We start from the raw sequence: 26,566 nt of genomic DNA on the forward strand, positions 1-26,566 counted from the left end.
TTTCACCGAAGTACGAAGGTGTGTGTGTTTTCTTACCAACCGGAACGATAGAAATGGGGTTGATGGAGCTTGGAGCTGTATTTTCTGGGGACAGGTGCCGGTATGCCTTCCAAAGAGCGAAATGTCACCTCCGTCATGTTAAATCTGCTTGCGGAACGGAACGTCTATTGGATGTTCGATTGCGGGGAAGGGACGCAGCATCAAATATTACGGGCGCCGGTCAAAATCAGCAAGCTGGAGAAGCTGTTTATTACCCATCTGCACGGTGATCACATTTACGGCCTTCCAGGGCTCATGTCGAGCCGTTCTTATCAAGGGGGGGATACGCCGTTTACGATTTACGGGCCGGTAGGCATCCGGGAGTTTGTCGAAACGGCGCTTCGGATCAGCGATTCCCATCTCGGCTACCAGACGAAAATCGTGGAGTTCGAAGAGAAGGCGGAATTCGTGCTGTACGAGGACGAGCAGTTCATCGTGAAAGCGGCTCCGCTGGTTCACCGGGTCGACAGCTACGGCTACCGGATCGAAGAAAAGCCGCAGAAGGGAAAGCTTGACGCGGCGAAGCTGAAGGAGCTCGGCATCGCTTCGGGACCGCTGTACGGCAAAATCAAAAAAGGCGAAGCCGTTACGCTGGAGGACGGCACCGTGCTTGAAGCCAGCCGTTTTATCGGTCCTCCGGTTCCCGGTCGGATCGCGACGATCCTTGGTGATACCCAGCCTTGCGAACATGCCATCACGCTTGCCCGCCAGGCGGATGTGTTGGTGCATGAAGCGACCTTTGCGGAGGATCGCAAGGAGCTTGCGATGCAATACGATCATTCCACAGCAATAGATGCGGCTCGTACTGCTCAAGAAGCAGGGGCCAAAATGTTGGTTTTGACCCATATCAGCTCCCGGTATCAGGACGCGGAGGTCGAGCGGCTGCGGGAAGAAGCGCGTACCATCCATGATGAAACTTATCTTGCGCACGATCATTTTCGTTTGGACATCCCGGCGCGAAAACCGTCGACGGCCGCAGATGAAGCGGCTCCGCTGTAAGTGCGGTCCGTATCGCATCGCCGCTATGACAAAAACCTCCGTTCCTTACAATAGGTCTGCAAGGAGCCGGAGGTTTTTGTATCATGCCCTCTTGAAGGGCTGCAATTATTGTTGATTTTCGGCCTCGTCCTTAATTTCCGAACGGAAGGCACCCAAGCTTTCACGGCGGCGTTCGTTTTTGGACTCGATTTGCTCCCGTTCCTGCGGGCTGATTTCATCGGCGTGCTCGCTCAAATAATCTTCGGCTTCATTCATGTTTTCAATCGTGTGGTCGATGCTGTTTTGCAAATGCTCCACATTGTCGGCACGGTTGTCCGGTTTAGCCATAATCCCATCCAACTCCTTTGTTGTAAAAGTATGGCGCTAGGATAGCGCACCATCTTTACGGTGCCACTGTCTGTGCCGGAATATGCATGAAAGCATCATATTTGGCATACTAGCGGATATGGGCTGATATTTTGGGGGAGAGGGGAGGCGGCTCCTGATGCGTGGTTTTGCCATCTTGCTCGGTTTTTATTTGCTGGGAACGATTCTGCAGCTCGGCTTAAAGCTTCCGCTTCCGGCTAACGTCATTGGTTTGATTTTGTTTACGGCCAGTCTGTTTCTTAAGTGGGTCAAGGTGGAATGGGTAGAGGAGGCCGGCAGCTTCTTGATCAAGCATATGCTGCTGCTCTTTGCGCCGATTGTCGTGGGGACGATGGTGTTTTTTTCTTGGATTGGGGAGCAGGCATTGACTATTCTGGTCAGCTTGTTTGCCAGCACGTTCGGGGTGCTGCTCGTGACAGGCTGGACGGCTAAGCTCTTTGGCGGCGGAGGCTCACAGAAGGAGGGGGATCGTCGTCATGACGTTCCGTGAATGGACGGAGCAGCCGCTGTTCGGCATCGCTTTGACGGTGCTGGCTTATGTGTTTGCGCTCGTTCTGCAGCAGCGTTGGAAAGCGCTTCATCCGCTGCTGACATGCTCGGCGCTTGTGATCGCCTTCCTGCTCTCCACGAATGTGCCTTACGAAGCCTATCGAAAAGGCGGAGACTATATTGTGTTTCTGCTCGGTCCCGCGACGGTAGCGCTCGGTATCCCACTGTACAAAAACGCGCAGCGCATCCGCAATGCCCTATTGCCGATTGCCGCGGGCATCACCGCGGGTTCAATCAGCGCGCTGCTGCTGGCTACCGGACTCGTCTGGGGGCTCGGAGGCAGCCGAGAGCTGCTTGTGACCATGATGCCCAAGTCGGTCACTTCGCCGATTGCGCTTGAGATTTCCCGGCAAGCGGGAGGGATTCCCGAGTTAACCGCCGTGCTGACCGTACTGACAGGCTTGATCGGAAGCATGTTCGGACCGGGGCTCTTGTGGCTGGCGGGCGTGCGCGACGACATCTCGATCGGGACCGCCATCGGCACCTCGTCGCACGGTATCGGCACGGCGCGGATCATCCGCGATTCGGAGCTGGCGGGCAGCGTCAGCGGCTTCGCGATGGGCGCTGCGGCGATTTTGACGTCGTTGCTGTTTATTCCGCTGTATTGGTGGTTGCGGTGACGTTTACACTTCATTATTGAAAGGAGCCGTTCTGCGAACGGCTTCTTTTTTGTGCCGGACAGCCGGACAAGCCGGGCGAAGCCTTACAAAAGCTTTACACCGCGAAAACGCTATCCTAATAATCGTCTGCTACCCTAAAGCTGTAACTTTCATCCCATCAACCTTTACTTGGAGAAAGGCGTGTTGACGATGATCCGACAAGCAGCAAGTCAAGTCGCAAGCGAGCCATCCATCTTAACCGTAAAGCTGGCAGAAACCGACTTTGAAGTGGAGCAGGCACTGCGTCTGAGGTATCAGGTTTTTGTGGAAGAAGAAAAGAACATGAGGATGCGAACCGAGAACGGATTGGAGCAGGATATCTACGATGCTTATTGCGACCATCTGATCGTCAAAGATGTAATCACGGGAGAGGTTGTCGGCACGTACCGGCTGCTGCCGGGAGAACGGGCGATCACAGGCATCGGATTCTACTCGGAAACCGAATTCGACCTGCATGCGTTCGATTCGCTGAAGCGCCAGACGCTGGAGCTCGGGAGAAGCTGCATCGCGCCGGCTTACCGCGGAAGCAGAGCGATCCAGATGTTGTGGGAGGGCATTGCCGCGTATATGACCGAGCTGGATTACCGCTATTTGATCGGCTGCGCCAGTTTGCGTCTCCCGAATTTGGAGGAGCTGAATCTGATCTATACGATGCTTCGCAGCAAGCAGGTCATTACGGAGCGGTACGGTATCCGTCCGTTGGAAACGCACCGGATTCGGGGGCTGAGCACGATCGAATCGGAGTTGACCGAGAAAGAAATTTTCCGCAGGCTGCCGCCGCTGATGAAGGGCTATCAATGGCTTGGGGCGGAGATTGGCGGCGACCCGGCGTACGACAGCCTGTTCGATACGGTAGACTTCTTTATCGTGCTGGAAAAGGACCGGATCACCCGCAGATATAAGAAGCATTTCTTAAACGGGTAGGGGGCTGGGAGCTTGTACGAATGGATTGCCAAAGTGACCGCGGACCGGCAAGCGTGCGAGCGTTGGGCGCGGCGGTGCGGTCTGCTGCCGAGAAGCGTAATGGCTGCGCTCTGTCGAATGGCGGCTCTGCTGTTGTATAGCTGCGCCGGTTCAGGCTTGAGACGCAAGGTGCAGGGCAACATGAAGGAGCTGTTGCCGGAGCGTTCGGCGCAGCAGATCAGGAAGGCCGGGTTTCGCTATACCGAAAATGTCATCTTTGCGCTTTATGAAATTTTGCTGGAATCGCATCGGCTGCCGGGCAGCGAGAAATGGCGGTTTCGGACGGAAGGGGAAGCGTACCTAGAAGAGGCGCTGCGTCTAGGCCGCGGTGCGATTGTATATACGCCGCATACGGGCAACTTTTTTTACTACTATTGGTATTTATGCCAGAAGTATTCGTGTCTTACCGTTGCCACAGGCGGCAGTCCGGAGCTGCGGCCGCTGTATTTGAAGTTTCTCGACATGGGCTGTCCGGGGCTCGACTATGATAGTACACCGCCGCTGGAGCTGCTTCGTAAGCTGCGGAAGCATTTGCAGGCGGGGGGCGTCGTCTTTTTGCTGGGGGATTTCTGGCGCCCGACGTTTCCGCCCGCACGTTTCTTCGGCCGGATGACGCGAACGCCCGAGGGCGCTTCGACGCTGTCGATCGAGCAGGGAGTGCCGATTATTCCGTTCAGCGGGTGGCGCGAGCGCGGATGGGTACACCGGATGCGGTTCGAAGCTCCGCTGTATCTTTCTTCTTCGTTCACGAAGGCGACGCGGACAGAGGCGACGAATGTGCTGAACCGTTTCATGGAGCGGGTCATTCGGGAGCGGCCCGAACAATGGTTCTATTGGTTTAATGCTGAGGAGCGCTGGGAAACCGAGCAAGATGGCGGGGCAGGGGTTCATACAGAGCGGGAGCGGCGGAAGACACATACGGCGTGACAAGCGAAGGAGGCGTATAGCAGCATGGATACCGGAAGTCATCTGTTGTTTGGCGCTACATTGGCCGGTCTGGCTATGCTTCAGCCTGAAGTGGCCCAAGAACCGGCGCTGCTGCATGCGGTGCTGGCAGCCGCGTTGATCGGTTCGCATGCGCCGGATTTCGATACGGTTGCCCGGGTTCGAGGCTATGCCGCTTACATTCAGGTGCATCGAGGAATTACGCATTCGCTTCCGGCTTTGCTTTTATGGCCGCTGGTGTTGTCCGTTCCGATCGCTTGGGGATTCGGGGTATGGGAGCATGAGCCGCTTGTTTTCGCTTGGACGATGGCGGCGGTCGTTTTCCACGTTTTTCTGGATTGGCTTAATGCTTACGGCGTTCAGTGCTTTCGGCCGTTCTCGCAGCGCTGGCATCACCTTGATGCGCTCCCGTTGTTCGAACCGGTGCTGTTTGTGACGCATGCGGCAGGCTTGATTGTATGGCTGGCGACGGGGATTAATCCGGGATGGATGTTTTTGTGGATTTATTTTTTTACTTTTGTATATATCGGCGGGCGGCTGCTTCATCACCGGAGCGTAGTCCGTTTTGTAAGAATGCGGCTTGGGTTGGAAGGGGTATGTCACGTCGTCCCGAGTCTGTACTGGTTCCGCTGGCAGTTTGTGCTTGAGAGCAGCGACGCTTTTTATACGGGAAACGTTTATAGCAAGGAGCTGACGGTCAAAGATATTTATGCCAAACATACCGAAGGCGGCATGGCCGTAGAGGCGACGCGTGCGGTTGATGGCGTGCGGGCGTTTTTGCATTTTGCGCAGCGGGTGCATGTCACTTGTACCGAGAGGCAGGACGGTTATGAGGTCCGATGGCGGGACATGCGGTTTTGGCACAATCATAAGCTGCCCTTCGGGGTGGACGTAACGCTCGACCGGGATCTTAAGGTCGTCAGTCAATCGCTCGGTTGGAGGAAAAAAGCGTGGGACCCGCCGTATGTGTAACTGGCCGGGCCACGGGTCTTCCAAAAAGCAAATATATGGATACATGAGCAATAATTGGAAATACGATTTTGTTCCGAGGTATGAATAAAAAACGATCGGGTTAGAATAGTTTCAGTAAACAACCAAGCATGGGGAGGTTGACGGAATGGATTTTACAAGCCAGGATATCGCCGTGATCGAGCAGGCGCTGCAGCTTGCCATTCGGTCGCAATCAAGCGGCGCCAAGGCGCAGCCGTTTCAGGAAGTGCTGGGCAAGCTCCAGGTGAGTGCAAACGCGGCCATGAACTCAGCTTCGTTGCATAAGGTGTCTATGCATGACGGCATAAGATTCGACTACGACGATTCCTCCGATGTGCTCTAAGTTGATTCATGCGTATAGAGCGATCGGGAACAGCCGGTCCGATGGGCGGCAGACCAAGGCTATTTTGCTCGACTGCCGCTTGCCGGTTTCATCAGAGATTATTCCCAATAGAATTTGCATCGCATCAAGCCAACCTTCATTGAAGTATCACTTTTTCCTTCAGAAATCGAACCACCCCCTTTTACAGACGACTCTACAACGAAAAACTTTCCCGGGAAAGCGCAGAATACGACATGCTTTCTTCAAGTTTCAACACCGTTTAGGCGCGTCATTCCGATCCCGTTCGACCGGCTCCGCTAAGAAAAGAGATTGTCACACGAACATGCATTCGATATAATGGAAGGAACGTTACCGTCAAAAGGAGCTGCATTTATGAACCGTTTGACTGGCAAGGTTTCTTCTATCGAAGAAATGATCGATTTGATCCGCTCGTCGTCCGAGCTGATGTCCCAGGTGACTTACTGGCATACGATTCCGCCGCGGGAAGGGCGGTACGAGTCATTCCCGGAAGGCTTGCACTCCGGGCTGCGGGAAGCATTGCTCGCCCGGGGCATCGGACAATTATATACGCATCAAGCCCAATCATTCCGCGAAGTAAGCGCGGGGCGGCACGTCGTGACCGTAACCCCGACCGCCTCGGGTAAGACGCTGTGCTACAACCTGTCGGTGCTGGAGGGCATATTGAAAGACGAGAGCGCGCGTGCGCTCTATTTGTTTCCGACCAAAGCGCTGGCGCAAGACCAGGTAGCCGAGCTCCAAGAGCTGGCGAATATCATGGGCGCCGATATCAAAACCCATACGTACGACGGGGATACGCCGCCGACCGTACGCCAAGCCATTCGCAATGCCGGGCACATTGTCGTTACGAACCCGGATATGCTGCACTCTGCGATTTTGCCGCATCACACGAAATGGGTGAAGTTGTTTGAGAATATAAAATTTATTGTCATTGACGAGGTTCACTCTTACCGCGGCGTGTTCGGCAGTCATGTGGCGAACGTAATCCGGCGGCTTAAGCGGATCTGCCGCTTTTACGGCTCGAATCCGCAGTTTATTTGCGCTTCGGCGACGATCGACAATCCGAAGGAGCATACGGAGCGGCTGATCGGGGAGAGCGTATCCCTTGTCAACGACAATGGCGCGCCCGCGGGAGAGAAGCATTTTGTCTTCTACAATCCTCCCGTCGTCAACCAGCAGCTTGGTATCCGTAAAAGCAGCGTGCTGGAGACGAGGAAAATCGCCGCGATGCTGCTGCGCCAAGGTATCCAAACGATCGTTTTCGCGCGAAGCCGCGTGCGGGTCGAAATCCTGCTTACGTATTTGCAGGAGCTGGTCGCTCACGAATTGGGCACGAAATCGATCCGCGGCTACCGCGGAGGGTATCTGCCCAAGCTGCGGCGCGAAATCGAACGGGGGCTGCGCAGTGGAGAGATCCGCGGCGTCGTCAGCACGAACGCGCTGGAGCTCGGGATCGATATCGGGCAGCTGCAGGCGTGCGTGCTGAACGGCTATCCCGGCACCATCGCAAGCACGTGGCAGCAGTCGGGCCGCGCTGGGAGGCGGCAGGAGAGCTCTGTCACGTTTCTCGTGGCGAGCAGCAATCCGCTGGATCAATATATGATCCAAAACCCCAGATTTTTTTTCGAGCGTCCGCCGGAGCGGGCGCTGATCGAGCCGGACAACCTCATTATCTTGGTTGACCATGTCAAATGCGCCGCCTACGAGCTGCCGTTCGAAGAGAACGAACAATTTGGCGGTGAGTCGCTGCACGATATTTTGGAGTTTTTGACAGACGAACGTATTTTGCACAGGGTCAAAAACAGGTGGCACTGGATGGAGCAGTCGTTTCCGGCGCATGACATCAGCTTGCGATCAGCCGCGCAGGAAAATTTCATCATCATCGATATGACGAACGGCGCCCGGGTCATCGGCGAGGTAGACCGATTCAGCGCTCCGACGATGATTCACGAGGAAGCGATCTATATCCACGAGGGCGTACAGTATCAGGTGGAGAAGCTCGATTACGAGGAGAAGAAGGCTTACATACGCGAGGTCGACGTCGATTATTTCACGGACGCCAGCCTGGCCGTCCAGTTAAAGGTGCTGCATGTGCACCGCGAGGCGATTGACCGGGGGCTCAAGCGGCAGTTCGGCGAAGTGACCGTGAACGCGAAGGCGACGATTTTCAAAAAAATCAAGCTGCGAACCCACGAGAATATCGGATCGGGACCAATTCATCTGCCCGAGGAGGAGCTGCATACGAGCTCTTACTGGTTCACGTTCGACGACGAGATTGCCGCGGGCATGACGGTGAACGATATGCAGTTTGCGCTGCTGGGGCTGGCGAACGTGCTCGTGCACATTGCGCCTCTTTATTTGATGTGCGACCCGCATGACATCCGCGTCGTTCCGCAAGTGAAGGCGGTGCATAACAAGCAGCCTACGATATTTTTCTACGACCGTTACCCGGGCGGCGTAGGGCTTAGCGAGCGACTGTACGAAGTGCACGGGGAACTGCTCGCCGAAGCGCAGCGCCTGATTTCGTCGTGTGGCTGCTTAAGCGGCTGCCCGGCCTGTGTCGGGCCGATTGAAGAGGTCGGGCTGACCGGGAAGCAGCTGTCGCTCGGGCTGCTGAAGCAGTTGGAGGCCTCGCGATGAGCTCGCTTAAGGAAAGGCTGCTGCGGCACAAAAAGTCGATAGCGGGTACGCAGGAACGCGAGGAAGAAGTCAAAATTCCCGTGGGAGAGGAGCCGCCTGGGTCGGCCGAAGAGGGCCAGGCGGCTCACGGTGAGAGTAAACCGGGGTCCGTGGTGGAGTTTGACGAATGGTCGGTTGTAGGCGCGGCCATGGAGCATACGGAATGGGGCGATTTCGTCATCCGCCGCCGCACGTACGAAGCGGGGGTTCGTCATGGGCAATATGAGCTGAGCCGATTATCGTCCTGCGCGGAGGAACTGTTCGCGCTGCTAGAGCCGGCGGCAGGCACTGCTGCGGCGAACCGTTCAGCTGCTCCATTCCACGAACGGCTGCTCTTTCTGGATACCGAGACGACAGGGTTGGGACATGGGGCAGGCAACGTGCCGTTTATGGTCGGAGTCGGATTTTACCAAGGCAATCAATATCATATCGAGCAGATGCTCATCCGGCACCCCGGCGAAGAGTCGGCGATGCTGGCCTATTTGGAGCAAAAGCTTGCTGCGCATCCGGTGTTGATCTCTTATAACGGCAAATCGTTCGATTGGCCGATTGTCAAAAACCGCTATATCATGAACCGGATGGAGCTGGCCGCCGAGCCCTCGGGGCACATCGATTTTTTACATCCGTCCCGCAGCTTATGGAAGCATACGCTGCCCTCCTGCCGACTAGGCAAAGTAGAGGAAGAGCGGCTTGGCGTCCGGCGCGAAGAAGACGTGCCGGGCTCGCTTGCGCCGACGCTTTATTTTCAATATTTGGCCCAGCGCGACCCTTCCGTTTTGGAAGGCGTGTTCGTGCATAATGAGCTGGACGTGCTGTCGCTGGCGGGCTTGGCCGTTCATTTTGCCTGCTTGCTGAACGGTTCCTATGATTGGTCCCGCGCGAGGTTATTCGGTTTAGAGGAGTGCTACCGGCTTGGCCTGTGGCTCGATAAAATCGGTCGAAGCGATATGGCTGACACGGTAATGAACGCGCTGGCCGAAGAGCTTCTCGCTGCGGACGAGCTTGCTTCCGAAGAACCGTGCCTGCTGCCGCTTGCGCAATTTTACAAGCGACGGGGACGCTATACGCAAGCCTGCCTGCTTTGGAGCCGTTATATTACCCTGAAGGGCGATCGTGCAACGGCTTCGCTGGAGCCATATATCGAACTGTCCATGTACTATGAGCATAAGGAAAAACAGTGGGAGCGCGCTCTCGGCTATGCTCAGGAAGCGCTTGACCATCTTTGGCGGCGAGATGCCTTGAAGCGGAGCGGGGAGCGCAAATCGATCGCACACGGCGGCAAGCGTTCGAGGGAAAAAGAGGAGCGGGAGGAGGATGCCGATGCCGTCAGCCTGCGCAAGCGAATCGAACGGCTGCGGCGGAAAGCGTCTTTTGCCGCTAGTGCGACACGTGCTGCAGGTGCTATGGACCAAGAAGCGTCCGATTCCCTACCGCCGCCGAAGTCAAGCGCAAAGCTATCCGCCGGATCAGCCGGTCAAGCCTCGGCATCAGCTCCGGTTCAGGGGGCAGCGTCTGCCGTATCCCGCGTTCCTCAATCAACAAGAAAAAGAAAGTCCGGCCTGTCTGTGGCGGAACAGCTTTCTATGCCACTGTAAGTATAATTTCGCTTTGGGGTGGAAATACATGGTAAGATCATGATCCGAAAGGAGCAATGACGATGCCTGAGCTGCCCGAAATGGAAAATTACCGTAAGCTGCTAAGCGAGCGAATCATAGGCCGGACTGTGACGGATACCGAAGTAACAAGAGAAAAATCGATTAACGTGACGCCCGAACGATGGACGCAGGAGCTTATCGGTCAGGCCGTTTCCCGCATTGACAGGAGAGCGAAGCATCTGCTGTTTCGTTTAACGACAGGCAACGTTCTGGTGCTTCATTTAATGCTCGGAGGCATGATGTTCTACGGCAAGGCAGAGGAAAAGCCCGACCGGTCCGTTCAAGTGCGGCTCGGCTTCGGAGATCATCATTTGTTTTTTATCGGGCTGAGGCTCGGTTATTTGCATCTCCATGATCCGTCTGAAGTCGATGAGCTAATGAATAAGCTTGGTCCCGAGCCTTTCGATCCTGGGCTCACGCCTGACCGGTTTGCCGAGCGTCTGCGCGTAAAAGCGGGCACGCTCAAAAGCAACCTCGTCGACCAAGGCGTCTTTGCGGGCATCGGCAACTGCTATAGCGATGAAATCTGCTATTATGCAGGTCTCTTGCCGTCCCGGCGTCCGAGCGCGCTCTCCGATGAAGAGCTTCACCGGTTATACTACTCCATGCACGAAGTGCTGACGGAGGCGACACAGGGCGGCGGGTACATGGAAATGCCGCTATTCGTTGGTGATTCGCTTACGGGCGGCTTTGACAGCCGCTGCCGGGTTTACGACCGCGAAGGAGAGCCGTGTTTGCGCTGCGGCAGCCCGATTGCAAGGCGTGACGTCTCGTCCAAGAAATCGTTTTGCTGTCTTGTTTGTCAGAGGTAGGGGGCGTTGACCATGCGTTTCGGCTGCCATATCAGTATTCGGGGCGGTTATGCGGAAGCGGCAAAGACGGCGGTAAAGCTAGGAGCTCAGTCGTTCCAATATTTCCCCAAAAATCCGCGAAGCCTGACCATAAAGTCGTTCAACCGCCAGGACGCCGAGCAGTGCGCTCAGTTTTGCCTTGAGCACAGCCTGCTCAGCATCGCTCACACTCCTTATCCGACGAATCTTGCCGTAGGCCCAGGCGAGCTTCGGCAGGCGACGATCGCTTCGCTTCGCAACGATCTTGAGATTGCTGACGCGTGCGGTTCGGTCGGCGTCGTGGTCCATTTTGGCAAATATAAAGGGGAAGACCCGTTACAAGGCTATAAAAATATTATACAATGTATGAATGAAGCGCTTGTCGGCTATACGGGCCGTTCGCTGCTGCTGATCGAGAATCAAGCGGGCGAAGGGACCTCCATGGGGACGACGCTTGAGGAGCTCGTGCAAGTACGGAATCTTTGCGCTTTTCCGGGGCTTGTCGGCTTTTGCCTCGACACGTGTCATGCTTTTGCCTCGGGCTTGTGGCCCTCCTCCAAAGACGGATGGCCGGAACTGGAGCGGCATGCGGCAGCGACCGGTTATTTGCAGCACCTCCGGGCCATTCATCTGAACGATTCCGTGTATCCGCGAGGCGCGCATAAAGATCGGCATGCCATGATCGGCCGGGGCGAAATTGGGGAAGCCAGGTTCGCTTCGCTGCTGCGCTCGACTGTGCTCAAGTCGATGCCCGACCTTCCGGCGGTGCTGGAAACGCCTGTCCTGCGGGGAAGCACACACGCTTCGGAAATTCAATACGTCAAGGAGCTGAGCGAAGGGTGATCCACGTTTATTTGGATGATTATCGCGCTTGTCCAAAAGGCTTCGTACCTGCCCGTACCGTGGACGAATGCTTACTGCTGCTGCAGGAGTGCGAAGTGGACGTGCTTTCGCTCGACTACGACTTGGGCTGGGGACAGCCTAACGGACTGGAATTGGTTCGGGCGATGGCAAGCGCGGGTTTATTTCCGCAGCGCATTTATTTGCATACGTCGAGCGATGCGGGCCGTCAGCAAATGTTTCAACTGCTATATGCGAGTAAGCCGGAGCACGTCCGGCTGACGAACGGTCCGATGCCTCACGGGCTGCTTATGGAAATTTCCGAAATTGTAAAAGAATAGGTTGTGGTTCAACATGACGATGGTCTTATCCTTGCAAGATATTCATTTTATCCGCGAAGACCGGCATATTTTGTCCGGGGTCAATATCGATATTCGTCAAGGGGAGCACTGGGTCGTGCTCGGCCGGAACGGTTCGGGCAAAACGACGGTTCTGGAGCTGATGAACGGCTACGAGTTCCCGACCCGAGGCAAAGTGCAAGTACTCGGCAATACATACGGGCAATGCGACGTCCGCGAAGTCCGCAAGCAGATCGGTTATATCAGCCAATCGCTGTATGAGAAATTAAATGCCGGGGACCCGGTGTGGGAAGTGATTGCCACCGGCGAATTCGGTTACTTGCGTTTTTACGAAGAAATTCCGCAGTCCGCCCGCGAGAAGGCGATCGCTATGCTGGACAAGGTGAAGCTTGCCCATTTGGCTAATCAGCCGCTTGGTACGCTGTCGCAAGGCGAGCGGAAAAAAGTGATGCTGGCGCGCGCTTTGATGACAAATCCGTCCATTCTCATTATGGACGAGCCTTGTTCGGGTCTCGACTTGTACGAGCGTGAGCGGCTGCTGGAAAATATCAACGTGCTCGGCGGCCAGCAAATGACAGTCATTTATGTCACGCATCACATCGAAGAGATTGTTCCGCTTTTCACGCACGTTGTGCTGATCGAGCAGGGGCGTATTATTGCTTCCGGCGCGAAGCGGGACGTGTTGACCGAGGAAAATCTGGCAAAGGCGTATCAAGTGCCGATTCGGATCGAATGGTCCGGAGACCGGCCTTGGATTAAGGTGCTGTGATGACTGTGATGAACGACTCGATATTTATTGGCACGTCCAACCGGGGATTTGCTCAACAGGCGCAAGAAGAGCTTCGGCGTCTGCTGGGTCAGTCGGTTAAATTCGAATGGCTGACTCCGGGCGAAGTGTTCGTATTTACATCCGAATTTGAGCGCAGCGATACGATTAGCCGCATCCTGGCGCAGGAGCCCGTGTTTCTGCGGCATATGCAGCCGGTCGATGCGACGCAACCGTGGGACGGTACTTTCGATCATGCGCTTCACCATATTCATGAGATGCTGGTCGCTGCGGAAGCATCGCTGAAGCAGATGAACGTTGCGGTACAAGTCAGAAAAGCGGAAATGGAAGCTTTAGCGAGCCTATCTCTGCCGTCGGTTCGCACTTCCGTTGAAGAGATGCTGAAAACAGTGTTCGAGGCGACTCCGGTATCTCGGGATGCAGACCTGATCCTTTCCCTGTATTTCACGGAAGCTAAGCTATATTTCGGCTTGTCCCGGCCGCAGGACAATTTGTCCGATTGGTCTGGCGGCGCCATTCGCTTCCGCAAGGAGGAGGGACAAGTATCGCGAGCCAAGTTCAAGCTGTTGGAGGCGGAGCAGGCCTTCGGCTTGGATTTGTCCCAGTACCGGTCGGCGCTCGATATCGGCGCGGCGCCGGGCGGGTGGACGTCGCTGCTGCTGGAGCGTGGACTTCGGGTAACTGCGGTTGACCCGGCCAAGCTCGATGCGACGCTGCTGCGTCATCCGCAGCTTACGTATTTTCAGAAAAAAGCGGATGAGGTTTCGTTCGCCGCAAATGCATTCGACCTGCTTGTTTGCGACATGAGCTGGAGTCACCGGCAAATGGCCAAGCTTGTCCGGGGGCTGTTGGATGCGCTGCAGCCGGGTGGAACGGCGGTTATCACGGTGAAGCTGATGCACAAGAAGGCGTTTCAAACGATTCGCGAAGTGGTGAGCGATCTGGCTCCGGAGCTGGAGCTTCAGCAAGCGAAGCAGCTTTTTCACAACCGCGAGGAGCTTACGCTGTTTTTGATGAAACAAGTGTGACGGGCTGTTCTGGCAATGCGAGCCGAAAGGAGTCTTGCGAATGTCTGATGTGATTTTTTGGAATGACTTGTTTTCCAAGCTGAGACCGGAGCAGGTCAAGTACGATATGTGGCTGGAGCCGTTCATCGGAGGCCTTGATCCGTCCGAGTCCGGTCCCATTCTGGATCTCGGCTGTGGCGCTGGGAACGATACGTTGTATTTGACGGAAAAAGGTTACTCCGTGATCGCTTGTGACCGTTCGGACGAAGCGCTAATGCTGGTGCAAGAGCTTGTTCCGCAGGTTAAAACGGAGCGGCTTGATTTGCTGCAGCCGCTGCCGTTTCCGGACGGTTCGGCGCGGGCTGTGGTGGCGGATTTAAGTCTCCATTACTTCTTATGGAGCGATACCGGGAGAATCGTCGCAGACATTTCCCGGGTACTTCGGCCGGGTGGGCAGCTTTGGTGTCGGGTCAATTCGACGAAGGACTTTGAATACGGCGCCGGACAAGGAACGCTGATCGAACCGAATTATTACGAATTGGACGAGAAGCGCAAGCGTTTTTTCGACCGTCCGGATCTGGAACGGCTGTTTCAGGAATGGCAAATCTCATTTTTGCAGGAGCAAACTATGGACCGCTATGACAAGCCGAAGGTTGTCTGGGTACTGGCCGCAACGAGGCCCGAGCTTCGTTAGACGGCCATACAACTGTGCGATGCGGAAGTTTAGATAGCGTGGCAGGTAAAGCCGAAACGTAATTTTTGCCCTGGACTCTTGCGCTTCCCATTTTTTATGCTATAATACGGTTAATTGCATATTCACAAAAGCGGAAGCACCGCTGACCAAGGAATGGATTTCCTGTCAGTGTGTGCTTTTTTTGTGTTTCTAAGGGGGAATTTGAGAGCGTGTGATCATATGAAGCACAGGGAAGAAGTATCGAGGTAAAAAGAGATACCATGGGAATAAGCTTGACGCACATATACAGTTACGAGGCAGGGGGTGTCGCCGGTGGCTAAAATTATGCTGTTATTGTTGGACGAGGATGCTTATTTTGGCGAGATGCTGTCCGCCTATGTCCGCTCGTCCGAATATGCGGAGCGGTTTAGTATACACGTGTTTACGTCGATGGACGAAGGAGTCCGGTTTGTAGAGCAAACCAAAGAACCGCTGATTATTATGGTGCACGAATCGCTGATGCCGCTGCCTGACGCTGTCTTCGGGCTTAAACCGGGGTGTGCGGTTGTAATCAGCGATTCGGCAAGAGAGGGCGGATTGCTCGAATATCCGGTTATGTTCAAATACCAGCCGCTGGACAGGCTGTTATCGGGCATTACCGCGCATTACAACGAATTTTGCGCAGGTGAGCCGCTGCGGGGGAACCGGGGAGCGAAGACAGTCGCGGTTTATTCGGCCGTCGGCGGAGCGGGCAAAACGGTAACGGCCGTTCATTTGGCGTACCAGCTTGCCCAGCAGGGGGAACGTGTCTTCTGTTTAGGACTGGAGCTGCTCCCGTCCCGGTCTTGGTATGTCCAGGATAGAGCGGAGGAAGCGGAATCGTTTTCCCAGCTTTTATACTATGCCAAGACGGCCCCGGCGCTCATTTCTTCCAAGCTGGAAGGGCTCAAAAGGAAGCATTCCGACTGCAAGTTCGATTACGTTCCTCCGTCGATGCATCTGAAAGAACTGGCGGAGATGGAGCTTTCCGATCTGAAGCACATTTTGCAAGGGATCGAAGCCACAGGAATGTACGATCGCATCGTTATCGATTTGGACTCGGCGCCGCATGCTGTGACAAGGGAGGCGATTCAAGGGGCGGACCTCGTTCTATGGTTGCTGCTGGACGATTGCGTACATTTGAGCAAAAACGCTGAACTGGTCCGAAGTTGGACTGCCGGGGAGCGAACGACAGACTGGCTTCATCGGGTGCAGTTCGTACATAACAAAAATGCCGGGCAGATGGCGAACCGATTCGAAACGTACGGATTTGCACATAGCAGCGAACTGCCTTACGTCCCCGAGTGGAAAGGCGTTGGGCGCGTGGAGGACATGATGTCGCCGGTCTTTGCCTTGGCGGCTGCCGGCTTGGTTCGATCCGGCGGGGAGGGATCGCGGTATCGATGAAGGATATTACGGTAAAGCAGCAGATCAAACAGCGAGTACAGGACAGCTTGGATTATGGAAACGCCTTGTCGGACGAGCAGCTCATGGAGCAGATTGAGCAAATCGTGTTTGCTTACTCCAGAGAATCGTTTTTGACCGCGGGGCAAAAGCGGAGGTTGGTGCAAGAGGTGTTTCACTCGTTCCGCGGTTTGGATGTGCTCCAGCCGCTCGTCGACGATCGGACGATTACTGAAATTATGATCAATTCCCATGACCAGATTTTCGTTGAAAAAGACGGGCGTGTGTTGGAGACGGAGATCCGTTTCGAAAGCAGGGAGAAGCTGGAAGATACGATTCAAGCGATCGTCGGCCGGGTCAACCGGATTGTGAACGAGTCGACTCCGATCGTCGACGCCCGGCTTGCGGACGGCTCCCGCGTCAATGTCGTCCTTCCGCCGATTGCGTTGAAAGGTCCGGCAATGACGATCCGTAAATTCCCGGAAAATCCAATGACGCTGGACGATTTGGTTGCACGTCAGGCGCTCTCGCGCGAAGCGGCGCAGCAGCTTATTCGCTTCGTCAAGGCTAAATACAATTTGTTTATCGGAGGGGGAACGGGCTCGGGGAAAACGACATTTCTCAACGCGCTGGGACAGTATACTCCGCCAGACGAGCGCGTCATCACGATCGAAGATTCGGCTGAACTGCAAATTCGCGGCGTTCCGAATCTAGTCAGTCTCGAAACCCGCAACGCCAATACGGAAGGAAAAGGCGGAATCACGATTCGCGACTTGATCCGGTCATCGCTGCGGATGCGGCCGAACCGCATCATTGTCGGGGAGGTTCGGGGCGCGGAAGCTTTGGATATGCTGCAGGCGATGAATACCGGCCATGACGGATCGTTATCCACGGGGCATGCCAATTCGGTTAAGGATATGCTGAGTCGTTTGGAGACGATGGTATTAAGCGGGGCCAACCTGCCGGTTGAAGTCGTGCGCAAACAAATCGCATCGGCGATCGATGTAATGGTCCACTTGACCCGTCTTCGCGATCGTTCCAGACGAGTGACGGAAATTACCGAAGTAATCGGGGTCGACGATGGGGAGGTGAAGCTTAATCCGCTTTATCGGTTCGTGGAGACGGGTGAAACGCCGGAAGGCAAAGTAATCGGGCAGCTTGAGCCTACCGGAAATGTGTTAGAGGGGATATGGAAGCTTGAGATGGCGGGTTTGATCTAATGGGACAGTAGCTGGAAAGGGGGAGGATATCAAACATGAACAAATCGGCCTTCGGCCGTTTGCGCGCCTTTGCGGGGCTGTCTTTCGGCACGAAGCCGGCGCCTGCGGCTTCCAAAGCAAAGCTTCCGGATTATAACGAATACCAACTAACGTGGGGACAAAAGGCAACTGCCGTCTTTTTCGGCGCAGCCGTCATGGCGGGTATTGCTATGGTTTTTTACAAGAACCCTTTGATTGCCGGGCTGCTTTCCTTAACCGGGTTTTATTACCCGATGATGCGGCGCAAGGCCATTATAGTTAAAAGGAAGGCACAGCTTAAACAGCAGTTTAAACAAATGCTTGCTTCGTTGGCCTCTTCCATGGGGGCGGGTCGCTCGATCGAATCGTCTTTTACTGAAGCGCTCGACGACTTGCGGCTGCTGTATCCCGATGCCGGAGCGATGATTGTGCGCGAGCTTGAGCTCATCATCTGGCGGCTGCAAAACGGAGAAACCGTCGAGGCATGCCTGCTCGACTTCAGCCGTCGGGCCCACATCGACGAGATCGGCCAGTTTGCGAACGTGTTCGTTATATGCAAGCGGACGGGCGGGAGCCTAGTTCAGGTGGTTCGGCGAACGGCCGTCATTATTCAGGAAAAATTGGATATCGAACAGGACATCCAGGTGGCATTGGCCCAAAAGAAATTCGAATCCAAAGTGCTCACGGTTGCGCCCGTCATTCTCATTGCAGCGCTAGCTTGGATGACGCCGGATTATATGGAACCGCTGTATGAAGGCGGCGGCCTGCTTATCATGACCGGTGCGCTTGGGGTATTGTTCGGCTGCTTTGCCTTGGCACAAAAAATTATGAATATAAAGGTGTGAAGCGGTTTGTGGATGCTCGCGCTATTGCTTTTGGAGCTGCTTGCCGTTGCCGGTGCGGCTTGGGCAGGATTTCCAAAGTATGCTCCATGGGTCCGCGACGAGCGAGGTCTTTCTCGGTCAGATGCGTTCTATTGGCTCGCCCCGGCAGGCTTATGGTTTATGGACCGGACGAAGCTAGCCGATCGATTATCCGAGCCGCTCGGCAAGGTGCATCGCGTCATGATAGGACTATATGGAGCGAAACCAGCGATCTCGGAAACGAAATGGTTTGCAGCCAAGACGCTTATTATTGCTTACGGCCTGCTTATTTTGAGCACCATGGCCGGTTTGGCTGCCGGAGAAGCCGAGATGCTGATTTACGGCCTGCCGTTGACGATTTTTGTTCCGTTTCTAATGTACAAACAAGCCGCCGGGGAGCTTAAGCGGAAGAAACAGTCCATTTTAATTGAGCTTCCGGAAATATTGAACCAGTTGATGCTTCTGGTAGGCGCAGGCGAAACGGTACCGCAGGCCCTGGTACGGATTGTAAATGGAAAAGAGGCTGTCAGCAGTCCGTTAATGGCCGAATTGAAGGAAACCGTTCACGCCCTTAAGGTGAACGTGTCCTTTTCCAAAGCGATGGAGGACTTCAGCAAGCGGTGCGCAATGCAGGAGGTTTCGCTGTTTACGACAACGTTGTTGTTAAACTACAAGCGGGGTGGCGACGAGTTGGTAATGGCCTTAAGGGAACTGTCCGTCAACCTGTGGGAGAAGCGCAAGGCGCTTGCCAAAACGCTAGGTGAAGAAGCGGCCTCCAAGCTGGTGTTTCCGATGGTCATGATATTTTTCGTTGTCATGGTTATGGTAGCGGCCCCTGCTTTAATGATGATGAACTAATCAAGTAACAGACATAGTTTTGCGACAATAGAGGAGGAAAAAGGAATGGAAGCATTGAAATCGGCGTGGCAGCGGTTTTGGCAAGAAGAAGACGGACTTGGTACGCTTGAGATTTTGTTAATCATTGCGGTACTGCTCATTATTGCAATTGCTTTCCGAAAGTGGATCACGAAGTGGATGGAAAGCTTATTTAACGATGCCAGTAAAGAAATAAAGGACTCCAAAAATGTAAATATCGATGATAGCAAGTTAGGCACGCCCTGACCTTGGCATGATGACATGACAGTGTTCATGAGATTTATCCATAAACGGCTGTTCGTTATAACGGTCCGCCGATTCTTTGTCGGTCATTCCGGTCAATTTACGATTGAGGCGTCCTTGACGCTGCCGGTCATTTTAATCGCGACCTTGCTGCTTATTTTTTTATCGCTGTTTGCCTATCAGCAAGCTTCCGTTCATTATACGGCGGCATTGACGGCGGACCGGACGGCTTATATTTGGGACAACAGCAGAAAAGATCCGGTCACTGGATCGGTTGGTTTAGGGCAAACGGATGGCATGTACTGGCGGCTGACGAACGACCACGTGATGAATTTGTTCAGCTTTTTGCTCCCTATCGCTCCGGTATCCGTTCAGCTTCCGGCATCCGGCCAAGCAGCCGGTCAAAGCGGTCCTACAGGCAAACTATCCCGAGCCGCTGGCAGCCTGCCGGGGCAGCTGCGTGGAGAGATCGATTATACGAATCATGGATTTCTGCGCTATGTTCGCGTCGCCTTGGAAAAAAAGTTTCACATTCCTTTCTTTGCACAGAAATTTTGGGGCAAAGAGGCTGATGTGGAGACTTCGTCCAAATCTTACGTCATTGACCCGATCGAAACGATCCGACTGACGGATCTGACGCGAACTTTTATTGGTGAAATCCAAGGGCGAATCAAGCCGAAGGATGCGCTGAAAACGATGGTCGACCCGAAGACCTCGGTCAAAGAACCGGTAAAAATCACCTCGGAAATTGAAGCTGCGGAACATTTACGTGGTTTGGTTGGCGGGATAAGCAAGAAATTTAATTTGACCCCAGAAACCGTACGGATTGTCGATGCTTTGGACTCTTCCGGTGTGGCGCATCAGGCTTATTACACCTTTAATGAAAAAAATTTGCGAGAGCAGATGGCAAAAGACGCAGAGCTGCTGAAGCAGGGTACTCAAATTAAAGGCGTGGTATGGCATTTTTTCAAGGTGTCGAAGAACGATAAAATGAAGCTAACTCAAGGGTTGAAACGTGAGCTGGAACAAAAAGGAATTGTTGTCGTGCTTCATGAGTAACGGATGGGGGAATCCGGAGGTGAATTTTTGAGGAGGTTGTTAAAGCTATGGAAGGAGCAAAGCGGTGCCGTATCGATCTATTTGATCATTATTCTTGTTCCTTTGTTTCTGCTTTGCGGGCTGCTAATCGATGTCGCAAGGTGGAAGACTGCGGATAAGGAAGCCGAGAATGCCGTGAAATCCGGGGTTCGCTCGACGCTTTCCGCTTTTTCTCCGGAGCTCTCGGCCTATGGATTGTTTGGTACAGACCTGAACGGCAGCAAGGGGGACGAGATTTTCAAGCAAACGGTAACCGGCAATTTGTCCGGCGCTGCGGAGCCTGGTCAATTTCGTTTTATTGATCAACGTTTGGAAGAGGATTCCGCAAAGGTAACACCGATCTTCACCTTATCCAGTCATACGATCTTTAAGCAGCAAATATTGGAGGAGATGAAATACCGGGCTCCGATGATTTACGCGCTTGAACTGACCGACAAATTCAAAAAAACAGGCCTTGACACCAAATTGAATCAGGCTTCGAAATTTGCCGAAAATGCGGTCAAAGTAGAAGAACTGCTGGAGGAACGCGATAGAAGACTGGATGAAGCTTGGGACGCCTTTCAAGCGATACGTCAAAAATCTGAAGTGCTGCATCCCCATCACGATACGCAGCTTCGCGATTTGAACGCACTAAGTGAGAAAATCGGCATCCATACGCTGGAAAATATAAGGGCCTCACTGCAGTCGGCGCAAGCTACGCTGAAGGCGCTAAACGACCAAATCAAGCAAATTGACGGTTCGATCATGTCTTTGATCCAAGGCGGCATAGGTGCCGCCGATTCGATCCGGCAGCTGAATCAGACGAAAAACGAATTGCAGCGTCAAGCGGCGGAAGCGGCGCAGAAAGTAGCAGAGTTCCAACAGCTATTGGACGATTTCACCAAATATGCCGCACTACTCGGATTGTTGAAAGGCGAGGTAGCGCTCGATGATGCGGCGCTCTCCAAACATAAGGATATGTTCTTGGAAGCGATGAAGCTGGCTAAAAAAGCAAACGATGAATTGAATGCCGAAATCAACAAGGTTCGGCAGCCAAATGGTTCGGGTTCACAGCTAAAGGCTGAGGATGTCTTCAACTTTGTGCATTTAATTGATCGCCAGGAATTGGAACAATGGGAAGCGGGAGTAGGAACGGCGGTGGCCCAGTTTTCCAGCGTACGGGTTCAATTTGAAGATAACCTTATGTTTACGAAGCAAAAATACTCTACGACTACAACGGCGTTGAATGGCTTCAAAACGAAAGTGGATGAATGGTACGCCAAACAGAATAAGGCGCAAACCGAGCGTCAGAGCAAAAATAAAGCGACGGCAGCGGCTAAGCGGGAGCAAAGGGCCAAAGCGCAGCCGATTTTGGACGAGTTTCGGCGAACGATCGGCAGTTGCTCTCTTGTATCGAATGTCGATCCGTATGAGGAGAGTTACCACAAGCTTCAGGGCGATCCGAAGACGGCTGGCAGCAAAGGTTTCTATCAGACGTATTTGGAAATGAACCAAGCTGCTGGAGCAATTTCTCCTGTGTCGACTGTTAATTTGAAAACTCCGGATCAGGCCGGGTCCAGTTCTTTGAAGCTGGTTTCTACACTGGAAGGGGTGTTGACGGATGTGCGGGACGAGTTTTATATCGATGAATTTGCAGTCAGCAAATTCAGCTATCGGACACTTGGAGTGGAAAAAGATGCTTCCGGCCGGCCCAAAACCTCCAAAGAGCTATCCAATCCCGCAGGCCATGAATTAACCAATCAGGAGGTTGAATATTTAATTTACGGTTCAACTACTTGTAGCAGCAATTATTCGTCGGCGTATGCGGAGATGTTCGCCATACGGCTGGCGGTCGGAACGACTGAAGCGCTGCTTGAGCCGCGCAACGAAGTGCTCGCCGCCGGTTCGCCGCTTCTTGTTTTGCTGGCTGCGGTGACGGAAGGCGCAATTCGGGCACAAGAGGACATGATGAAGCTCATTCAGGGCGAGCAGGTGCCACTATCCCAGAAACTGAGTGGAGTAATGACGCTAGGATATAAAGATTACTTGAGATTATTTCTGTTGCTTCATAGCCGTGAGTCGGTTCTGTTGTCCCGAATGCAGGCGCTGATCGAATTGAACACAAAACAGAAGCTTTATCAAATCACTACGTATGTTTCCGGTGGTGTTAAAACCTCATATCGGCTTTGGTTTTTACCTGCAATCATGAAGCTAGTGGGGAAAAGCGGGTTCTCCGGTTGCGAGGTAAGCGGTAACCGCTGCCGAATGACCAAAACGGCAGACTTTACATATTAGGAGGCCAGTATGTTGCGATGGACGAAAGAGCAGAGAGGAAGCATCACTCTTGAAGCGGCGCTCGTGATGCCCTTTTTTCTGGCATTTCTTCTGCTGCTGATTGCGTTTATTCGCGTATCTTTGGCCGAGATGGCACTGCAGTCTGCCGTCTCGGAATCGGCTAAAGTCATTGCTGCCAACATGTACCCGGTCGAGCTATTGTACCGACAGGGGCAAGCGCGATGGCAGAACAGCCGAGCCAGTGCTTGGCTGGGTAACGTAGTGACTCAACTGGAGACAGCCAGACAAACAGTCATCGATTCCGAACAATTCGTGGAGGACTACGGCAAATGGATTCCTGAGCCTATGGTTCGTTTGGTTGCTTGGGAAAAAGAGCGAAGAGAACAACTGGAAGCGCTCGGCAGCTCGGCAAAGGACGAAGCGAAGAAACAGGTAGAACAGAAGGTTGCGGAAGCCGCGACGCCAATTATTGCATCGTTTGCTGATATGGGAAGCCTTGATCGACGTAAATTCAAAGTTACCTCTCTTCATTTTCCAAACTTTGACGATCGTGAGAAGGCCTATGTTGTTATCGAAGCGCAGTATGAGTACACGTTCGCAGTCCCTTTTATTAAGAAAACCGTCATACTTCGAAAAAAAGCGCAGGAGCGCGCATGGATAGGGGGATAAGCATGCTCGGTATTTGGTTTGCTGCGGTAATGCTGGCCGTTGCGTTCGTGACGGACATCACGAAACAAAAAATTCCGAATTGGCTTACCGTGACGGGAGCAATCTCCGGATTGATTTTTCATTTAGCTACGACCGGTTGGAACGGGCTGGCGTTTTCAGCTGCGGGACTGGCTTGTGGCTTTGCTCCGATGCTCGCGTTATATGTGCTTCGTGCAGTGGGGGCCGGAGACGTCAAGCTTTTTGCTGCGCTGGGAGCCTTTACTGGGGCGGTGTTTTCTCTCTACGCTATGGCAGCCTCGCTCATATGCGCCGGTCTGATCGCGCTGCTTGTGTTGTTATGGCGCAGCGACGGCGTTCAACGGCTGACGCATGCGGGATTTTTGCTTATTCAGCTCGCCGCGTTCCGCAAGCTGTCTGTATTAATGTCCGACCCCGCATCCGACGGTCGGCTCCGTTTTCCATTCATGTGGGCAGTGCTGCCGGGCGTCATGATTACGATCATTCAATGGGAAGCATTAGGGGTTTAATGTGATGAATGGAAAATGAAAGGGAAGGAGAATGGCATTGGACCAGCAGCTATACGGCCTGAAAGTCGATTTCGACAACCGGAACGGTCATTTTATGGTACTTTCTTCACCGGCCGGGATGAGGCAGCAAGACCTCTCGAGCTTCCAAGTCAATATGCTGTCAGCTAACCGGATTCCGCGGCTGCTCGAAGTTCAAGTAGAGGCAAGGAACGGAGATGTTTGCTTGTATTATGCCATTACTGGCAAACGAATGCTCAGTCACTGGCTGCGAATGGAGAAGCTTTCGCTCGCTCAATATTATTCACTGCTGCTGCATATTGTCGAAGTACTCGATGACAGCAAGGTATATATGCTCCAACCCGGCAGATACATCCTAAAGGAGGAATATATTTATTGCGGAGCTGGTTTTCAAGATTTGTATTTAACTTATATCCCTAAGGAACATTTGGAGGGAAAGGGATCGGTTTCTTCGGATATCCAACAGCTGGCGTCGCGTTTGATTCACCGGGTAACCGAACTCCAGGGAAGCGGATTTCAAGAGCTGATGCGTTATTTGCAGGAGGAAGCTTTCAATTTACCCGAGCTTAAACAACTGCTCTTGAAGCAAATCGGTCTTTTGCAGCATGTATCTCCCGTAGGACCGGAACCGGCTGGGATGACGGCTTCGCCACAGCATGCTTTCAGAGCTTCCGTTCATCCGGAGTCTATGTTATTTCATAGTCCGGAGCAGCCGTTTAGCGATACCCCGAGAGCGGTACGCAACGAGTATTCGGTGTATGAGCCGATTGGCGGACAGATACCGGTATCATCCCCGTCACAGCATTCGACGGAGCCCGGAATGTACAGGACTGAAGCAGCACCCAAAGCGAAGTCTGAATCCCGTAGGAAGCAATTGTTCGTTATTTTACTTACCGTGCTCGCATGGTGCTTCATTTGGAAAATTTATTTTGATGATCCGAGCGACACGATGCTCTGGATGTGTATCGGTTTGACGCTGATCTTCACGGCGGGAGCATTGGTATTGTTTCTCAGAATTGCAAAGACTTCAACCGAGGCGCCGAAACAGGGTACGCCAGTTTTGTCCTTCGAGACCAACAACGAAAAATTACCCGAGCCGGATCGCGGGGACCAGGCAAGCTTTATGAGCCGCGTCGGTTTGGCGTCGCCATCGCCGATTAGCTTTGCCACTCTGGGAGATACGGTTATGCCAAACACGGGATACCCCAAGGAGCAGCCGGATCCTATTTCTTCTCCGGTAACCGGGTACAGCCAATTGTCGCTTGGAGAGACGCAGCCTTACGAGACACACCCCCAATCCTTGGATCTCGCGATGCGAACGACGCTGCTTGCGCCGCAGGATGCAACAGTCTTTCTAGGCAAAGTGCCGCGCCCTTCGGACCGTTCATGCGCATGCTTGGAGGTTTTTCGCAATGGCGTTAGGGAACGAATACAGCTTCATAAAAACAGCTTCGTTATCGGACGCGCTGGGGCGGGTGCGGATTGGGTGCACGAGGAAGCGGGCGTGTCTCGCTTGCATGCCGAATTTGTAAAGGATGATGAAGGCTATGCCGTCAAAGATTTAGGATCGCGAAACGGAACAACTGTCAATGGCGAATCTTTGGTGCCTTACCGGGTGCATCAGTTGAAGGAAGGTGATATAGTTAAGATCGTATCGACCGAATTTACGTTTAAAATGGGGTTTTGACGCGTGAAACCGACGATTGCCGTCCATTTTCAATATGGATCCGCCACGCATACGGGATGGTTCCGTACAATTAACGAAGATCGCTCGCTGCTGCGGGTGGGACAAACAGTGAAAGGCGTTCCGTATGCCGCCGCCGCGCTTGCTGACGGGATGGGCGGCTCGGAGGACGGCGCACAAGCCAGCGAGTTGGCCATTCGTCGGTTGAAAGAGTGGCTTGACGCCAAAGTTCCCGCTTTGCTTTCCGCCGGAGATAGTCTGGCAAGATTGGAACGCGAGGCGGAAGCATGGTTTTTTACCGTTCACCGGGAGCTGGTCGCAACGGGGCGGGGCAGCGGCGGCCGTCTCGGCACGACATTGACGCTCTTGCTATTGACGGATGCCGTTTACTTCATAGCACATGTCGGGGATTGCCGTATTTACCGGCTAACGCCGGCAGGCCGATGCAAGCGGTTGACCCGTGACCACACATGGGTATCCGCCCAAGTTCGACGGGGGCGAATGTCCGTACGGCGCGCACGAAGTCATCCCAAGCGCAATGTGCTGCTGCATTCGCTCGGCATGGGAGAACGACCTAACGTCTACATCCGCTCGGGCTACTACGCACCGGGAACTTTATTTTTGCTGAGCAGCGACGGTTTTCACGACCGCTTTCTACCCAGATCCATTGCCGCGCTGCTACGTACGGCCAACGGCAAGGGCAGTGACCTGCAGGAAATGTGTGACTTGCTGTTAACAAAGGCGTTGCAGCGAAGATCCGACGACAATATCAGCGTTGTTTTGCTCAAGCCCGTGACAGGGAGAAAGAATGCAAAAGAGCGGCTGCGATTACATTGCGGACTATGGCTCCGACGGATTTATCGCAGCGGCCGCAAGCTTCTGTCAAGTCTATCATCTGGATAACTTGCGCCTACTGATGTTATAATGAATTG

The 26,566-nt window shown here is 53.7% G+C and carries 27 protein-coding genes; 26 read left to right on the plus strand and 1 reads right to left on the minus strand.

The window, feature by feature from the left end:
• Positions 1-69 precede the first annotated feature (69 nt).
• Positions 70-1,038, plus strand: a complete 969-nt coding sequence (rnz, locus tag ET33_RS19405) for a ribonuclease Z (RefSeq protein ID WP_036685466.1) — start codon at positions 70-72, stop codon at positions 1,036-1,038.
• Between the two features lie 105 nt (positions 1,039-1,143).
• Here rnz and tlp read toward each other — a convergent pair whose 3' ends face one another.
• A complete protein-coding gene (gene tlp, locus ET33_RS19410; RefSeq protein WP_036685469.1) occupies positions 1,144-1,365 on the minus strand; it encodes a small acid-soluble spore protein Tlp in 222 nt (73 codons plus the stop codon).
• 157 nt (positions 1,366-1,522) lie between these two features.
• Here tlp and ET33_RS19415 point away from each other — a divergent pair, with 157 nt between their 5' ends.
• The 25 genes from ET33_RS19415 to ET33_RS19535 all read left to right on the plus strand — a co-directional run bounded on the left by ET33_RS19415 (position 1,523) and on the right by ET33_RS19535 (position 26,537).
• A complete protein-coding gene (locus tag ET33_RS19415) occupies positions 1,523-1,894 on the plus strand; it encodes a CidA/LrgA family protein (RefSeq protein ID WP_036685472.1) in 372 nt (123 codons plus the stop codon).
• A complete protein-coding gene (locus ET33_RS19420) occupies positions 1,881-2,573 on the plus strand; it encodes an LrgB family protein (protein ID WP_036685476.1) in 693 nt (230 codons plus the stop codon). Before ET33_RS19415 ends, ET33_RS19420 begins: the two co-directional genes overlap by 14 nt.
• A gap of 189 nt (positions 2,574-2,762) precedes the next feature.
• The gene (locus tag ET33_RS19425; protein ID WP_036685968.1) at positions 2,763-3,536 is read left to right on the plus strand and encodes a GNAT family N-acetyltransferase; all 774 of its coding nucleotides are present in this window, start codon (positions 2,763-2,765) and stop codon (positions 3,534-3,536) included.
• A 12-nt stretch (positions 3,537-3,548) separates the two neighbouring features.
• Positions 3,549-4,502 (plus strand): lysophospholipid acyltransferase family protein, encoded by a 954-nt coding sequence (locus ET33_RS19430; protein WP_036685480.1) that lies wholly within the window; start codon positions 3,549-3,551, stop codon positions 4,500-4,502.
• Between the two features lie 24 nt (positions 4,503-4,526).
• Positions 4,527-5,492, plus strand: coding sequence for a metal-dependent hydrolase (locus tag ET33_RS19435; protein ID WP_036685484.1), 966 nt, complete (start codon positions 4,527-4,529; stop codon positions 5,490-5,492).
• A gap of 145 nt (positions 5,493-5,637) precedes the next feature.
• The gene (locus ET33_RS19440) at positions 5,638-5,853 is read left to right on the plus strand and encodes a hypothetical protein (protein ID WP_036685489.1); all 216 of its coding nucleotides are present in this window, start codon (positions 5,638-5,640) and stop codon (positions 5,851-5,853) included.
• A 372-nt stretch (positions 5,854-6,225) separates the two neighbouring features.
• Positions 6,226-8,511, plus strand: coding sequence for a DEAD/DEAH box helicase (locus ET33_RS19445; RefSeq protein WP_036685492.1), 2,286 nt, complete (start codon positions 6,226-6,228; stop codon positions 8,509-8,511).
• A complete protein-coding gene (locus ET33_RS19450; RefSeq protein WP_051775445.1) occupies positions 8,508-10,145 on the plus strand; it encodes a ribonuclease H-like domain-containing protein in 1,638 nt (545 codons plus the stop codon). The genes ET33_RS19445 and ET33_RS19450 overlap by 4 nt, the downstream gene beginning before the upstream one ends.
• A gap of 62 nt (positions 10,146-10,207) precedes the next feature.
• Positions 10,208-11,017 carry an Fpg/Nei family DNA glycosylase gene (locus ET33_RS19455; protein WP_036685496.1) on the plus strand — a complete coding sequence of 270 codons (810 nt, stop codon included), beginning with the start codon at positions 10,208-10,210 and terminating at the stop codon, positions 11,015-11,017.
• A gap of 12 nt (positions 11,018-11,029) precedes the next feature.
• On the plus strand, positions 11,030-11,878 hold the full coding sequence (locus ET33_RS19460; protein ID WP_036685499.1) for a deoxyribonuclease IV: 849 nt from the start codon (positions 11,030-11,032) through the stop codon (positions 11,876-11,878).
• Positions 11,875-12,216 (plus strand): cyclic-phosphate processing receiver domain-containing protein, encoded by a 342-nt coding sequence (locus tag ET33_RS19465; RefSeq protein ID WP_036685503.1) that lies wholly within the window; start codon positions 11,875-11,877, stop codon positions 12,214-12,216. The genes ET33_RS19460 and ET33_RS19465 overlap by 4 nt, the downstream gene beginning before the upstream one ends.
• Before the next feature lie 13 nt (positions 12,217-12,229).
• Entirely contained in the window at positions 12,230-13,003 is a 774-nt protein-coding gene (locus tag ET33_RS19470; protein WP_036685505.1) for an ABC transporter ATP-binding protein, read from the plus strand.
• The gene (locus ET33_RS19475) at positions 13,003-14,049 is read left to right on the plus strand and encodes an SAM-dependent methyltransferase (protein ID WP_036685507.1); all 1,047 of its coding nucleotides are present in this window, start codon (positions 13,003-13,005) and stop codon (positions 14,047-14,049) included. Before ET33_RS19470 ends, ET33_RS19475 begins: the two co-directional genes overlap by 1 nt.
• A 40-nt stretch (positions 14,050-14,089) precedes the next feature.
• Positions 14,090-14,722 (plus strand): class I SAM-dependent methyltransferase, encoded by a 633-nt coding sequence (locus tag ET33_RS19480; RefSeq protein WP_036685510.1) that lies wholly within the window; start codon positions 14,090-14,092, stop codon positions 14,720-14,722.
• A 312-nt stretch (positions 14,723-15,034) separates the two neighbouring features.
• Positions 15,035-16,147: an AAA family ATPase gene (locus ET33_RS19485; RefSeq protein WP_051775446.1), complete on the plus strand. Its 1,113-nt coding sequence runs from the start codon at positions 15,035-15,037 to the stop codon at positions 16,145-16,147.
• The gene (locus tag ET33_RS19490; RefSeq protein ID WP_036685513.1) at positions 16,144-17,364 is read left to right on the plus strand and encodes a CpaF family protein; all 1,221 of its coding nucleotides are present in this window, start codon (positions 16,144-16,146) and stop codon (positions 17,362-17,364) included. The genes ET33_RS19485 and ET33_RS19490 overlap by 4 nt, the downstream gene beginning before the upstream one ends.
• A 35-nt stretch (positions 17,365-17,399) precedes the next feature.
• Positions 17,400-18,227, plus strand: coding sequence for a type II secretion system F family protein (locus ET33_RS19495; protein WP_036685515.1), 828 nt, complete (start codon positions 17,400-17,402; stop codon positions 18,225-18,227).
• Between the two features lie 12 nt (positions 18,228-18,239).
• Entirely contained in the window at positions 18,240-19,103 is an 864-nt protein-coding gene (locus tag ET33_RS19500) for a type II secretion system F family protein (RefSeq protein ID WP_036685519.1), read from the plus strand.
• A 45-nt stretch (positions 19,104-19,148) separates the two neighbouring features.
• A complete protein-coding gene (locus tag ET33_RS19505) occupies positions 19,149-19,367 on the plus strand; it encodes a Flp1 family type IVb pilin (RefSeq protein WP_036685521.1) in 219 nt (72 codons plus the stop codon).
• Between the two features lie 27 nt (positions 19,368-19,394).
• A complete protein-coding gene (locus ET33_RS19510; protein ID WP_036685977.1) occupies positions 19,395-20,423 on the plus strand; it encodes a TadE/TadG family type IV pilus assembly protein in 1,029 nt (342 codons plus the stop codon).
• A 27-nt stretch (positions 20,424-20,450) separates the two neighbouring features.
• Positions 20,451-22,736: a hypothetical protein gene (locus ET33_RS19515; RefSeq protein ID WP_235206764.1), complete on the plus strand. Its 2,286-nt coding sequence runs from the start codon at positions 20,451-20,453 to the stop codon at positions 22,734-22,736.
• Between the two features lie 9 nt (positions 22,737-22,745).
• Positions 22,746-23,405 (plus strand): TadE/TadG family type IV pilus assembly protein, encoded by a 660-nt coding sequence (locus ET33_RS19520; RefSeq protein WP_036685527.1) that lies wholly within the window; start codon positions 22,746-22,748, stop codon positions 23,403-23,405.
• A 2-nt stretch (positions 23,406-23,407) separates the two neighbouring features.
• Complete coding sequence (locus ET33_RS19525; protein ID WP_036685530.1) at positions 23,408-23,932, plus strand: A24 family peptidase; 525 nt, start codon at positions 23,408-23,410, stop codon at positions 23,930-23,932.
• A gap of 37 nt (positions 23,933-23,969) precedes the next feature.
• Positions 23,970-25,637, plus strand: coding sequence for a DUF6382 domain-containing protein (locus tag ET33_RS37555; protein WP_036685533.1), 1,668 nt, complete (start codon positions 23,970-23,972; stop codon positions 25,635-25,637).
• Positions 25,638-25,640: 3 nt separating this feature from the next.
• On the plus strand, positions 25,641-26,537 hold the full coding sequence (locus ET33_RS19535; RefSeq protein ID WP_036685536.1) for a PP2C family protein-serine/threonine phosphatase: 897 nt from the start codon (positions 25,641-25,643) through the stop codon (positions 26,535-26,537).
• Positions 26,538-26,566: the final 29 nt, after the last annotated feature.

The organism is Paenibacillus tyrphae (genome assembly GCF_000722545.1).
GTDB lineage: Bacteria > Bacillota > Bacilli > Paenibacillales > NBRC-103111 > Paenibacillus_G > Paenibacillus_G tyrfis.

Excerpts from the sequence above, each read along its gene's own strand:
- tlp (WP_036685469.1), bottom strand. The coding sequence starts at position 1,365 with ATGGCTAAACCGGACAACCGTGCCGACAATGTGGAGCATTTGCAAAAC.
- ET33_RS19415 (WP_036685472.1), top strand. The coding sequence starts at position 1,523 with ATGCGTGGTTTTGCCATCTTGCTCGGTTTTTATTTGCTGGGAACGATT.
- ET33_RS19420 (WP_036685476.1), top strand. The coding sequence starts at position 1,881 with ATGACGTTCCGTGAATGGACGGAGCAGCCGCTGTTCGGCATCGCTTTG.
- ET33_RS19425 (WP_036685968.1), top strand. The coding sequence starts at position 2,763 with ATGATCCGACAAGCAGCAAGTCAAGTCGCAAGCGAGCCATCCATCTTA.
- ET33_RS19435 (WP_036685484.1), top strand. The coding sequence starts at position 4,527 with ATGGATACCGGAAGTCATCTGTTGTTTGGCGCTACATTGGCCGGTCTG.
- ET33_RS19440 (WP_036685489.1), top strand. The coding sequence starts at position 5,638 with ATGGATTTTACAAGCCAGGATATCGCCGTGATCGAGCAGGCGCTGCAG.
- ET33_RS19445 (WP_036685492.1), top strand. The coding sequence starts at position 6,226 with ATGAACCGTTTGACTGGCAAGGTTTCTTCTATCGAAGAAATGATCGAT.
- ET33_RS19450 (WP_051775445.1), top strand. The coding sequence starts at position 8,508 with ATGAGCTCGCTTAAGGAAAGGCTGCTGCGGCACAAAAAGTCGATAGCG.
- ET33_RS19455 (WP_036685496.1), top strand. The coding sequence starts at position 10,208 with ATGCCTGAGCTGCCCGAAATGGAAAATTACCGTAAGCTGCTAAGCGAG.
- ET33_RS19460 (WP_036685499.1), top strand. The coding sequence starts at position 11,030 with ATGCGTTTCGGCTGCCATATCAGTATTCGGGGCGGTTATGCGGAAGCG.
- ET33_RS19470 (WP_036685505.1), top strand. The coding sequence starts at position 12,230 with ATGACGATGGTCTTATCCTTGCAAGATATTCATTTTATCCGCGAAGAC.
- ET33_RS19475 (WP_036685507.1), top strand. The coding sequence starts at position 13,003 with ATGACTGTGATGAACGACTCGATATTTATTGGCACGTCCAACCGGGGA.
- ET33_RS19480 (WP_036685510.1), top strand. The coding sequence starts at position 14,090 with ATGTCTGATGTGATTTTTTGGAATGACTTGTTTTCCAAGCTGAGACCG.
- ET33_RS19490 (WP_036685513.1), top strand. The coding sequence starts at position 16,144 with ATGAAGGATATTACGGTAAAGCAGCAGATCAAACAGCGAGTACAGGAC.
- ET33_RS19495 (WP_036685515.1), top strand. The coding sequence starts at position 17,400 with ATGAACAAATCGGCCTTCGGCCGTTTGCGCGCCTTTGCGGGGCTGTCT.
- ET33_RS19500 (WP_036685519.1), top strand. The coding sequence starts at position 18,240 with ATGCTCGCGCTATTGCTTTTGGAGCTGCTTGCCGTTGCCGGTGCGGCT.
- ET33_RS19505 (WP_036685521.1), top strand. The coding sequence starts at position 19,149 with ATGGAAGCATTGAAATCGGCGTGGCAGCGGTTTTGGCAAGAAGAAGAC.
- ET33_RS19510 (WP_036685977.1), top strand. The coding sequence starts at position 19,395 with ATGAGATTTATCCATAAACGGCTGTTCGTTATAACGGTCCGCCGATTC.
- ET33_RS19520 (WP_036685527.1), top strand. The coding sequence starts at position 22,746 with ATGTTGCGATGGACGAAAGAGCAGAGAGGAAGCATCACTCTTGAAGCG.
- ET33_RS19525 (WP_036685530.1), top strand. The coding sequence starts at position 23,408 with ATGCTCGGTATTTGGTTTGCTGCGGTAATGCTGGCCGTTGCGTTCGTG.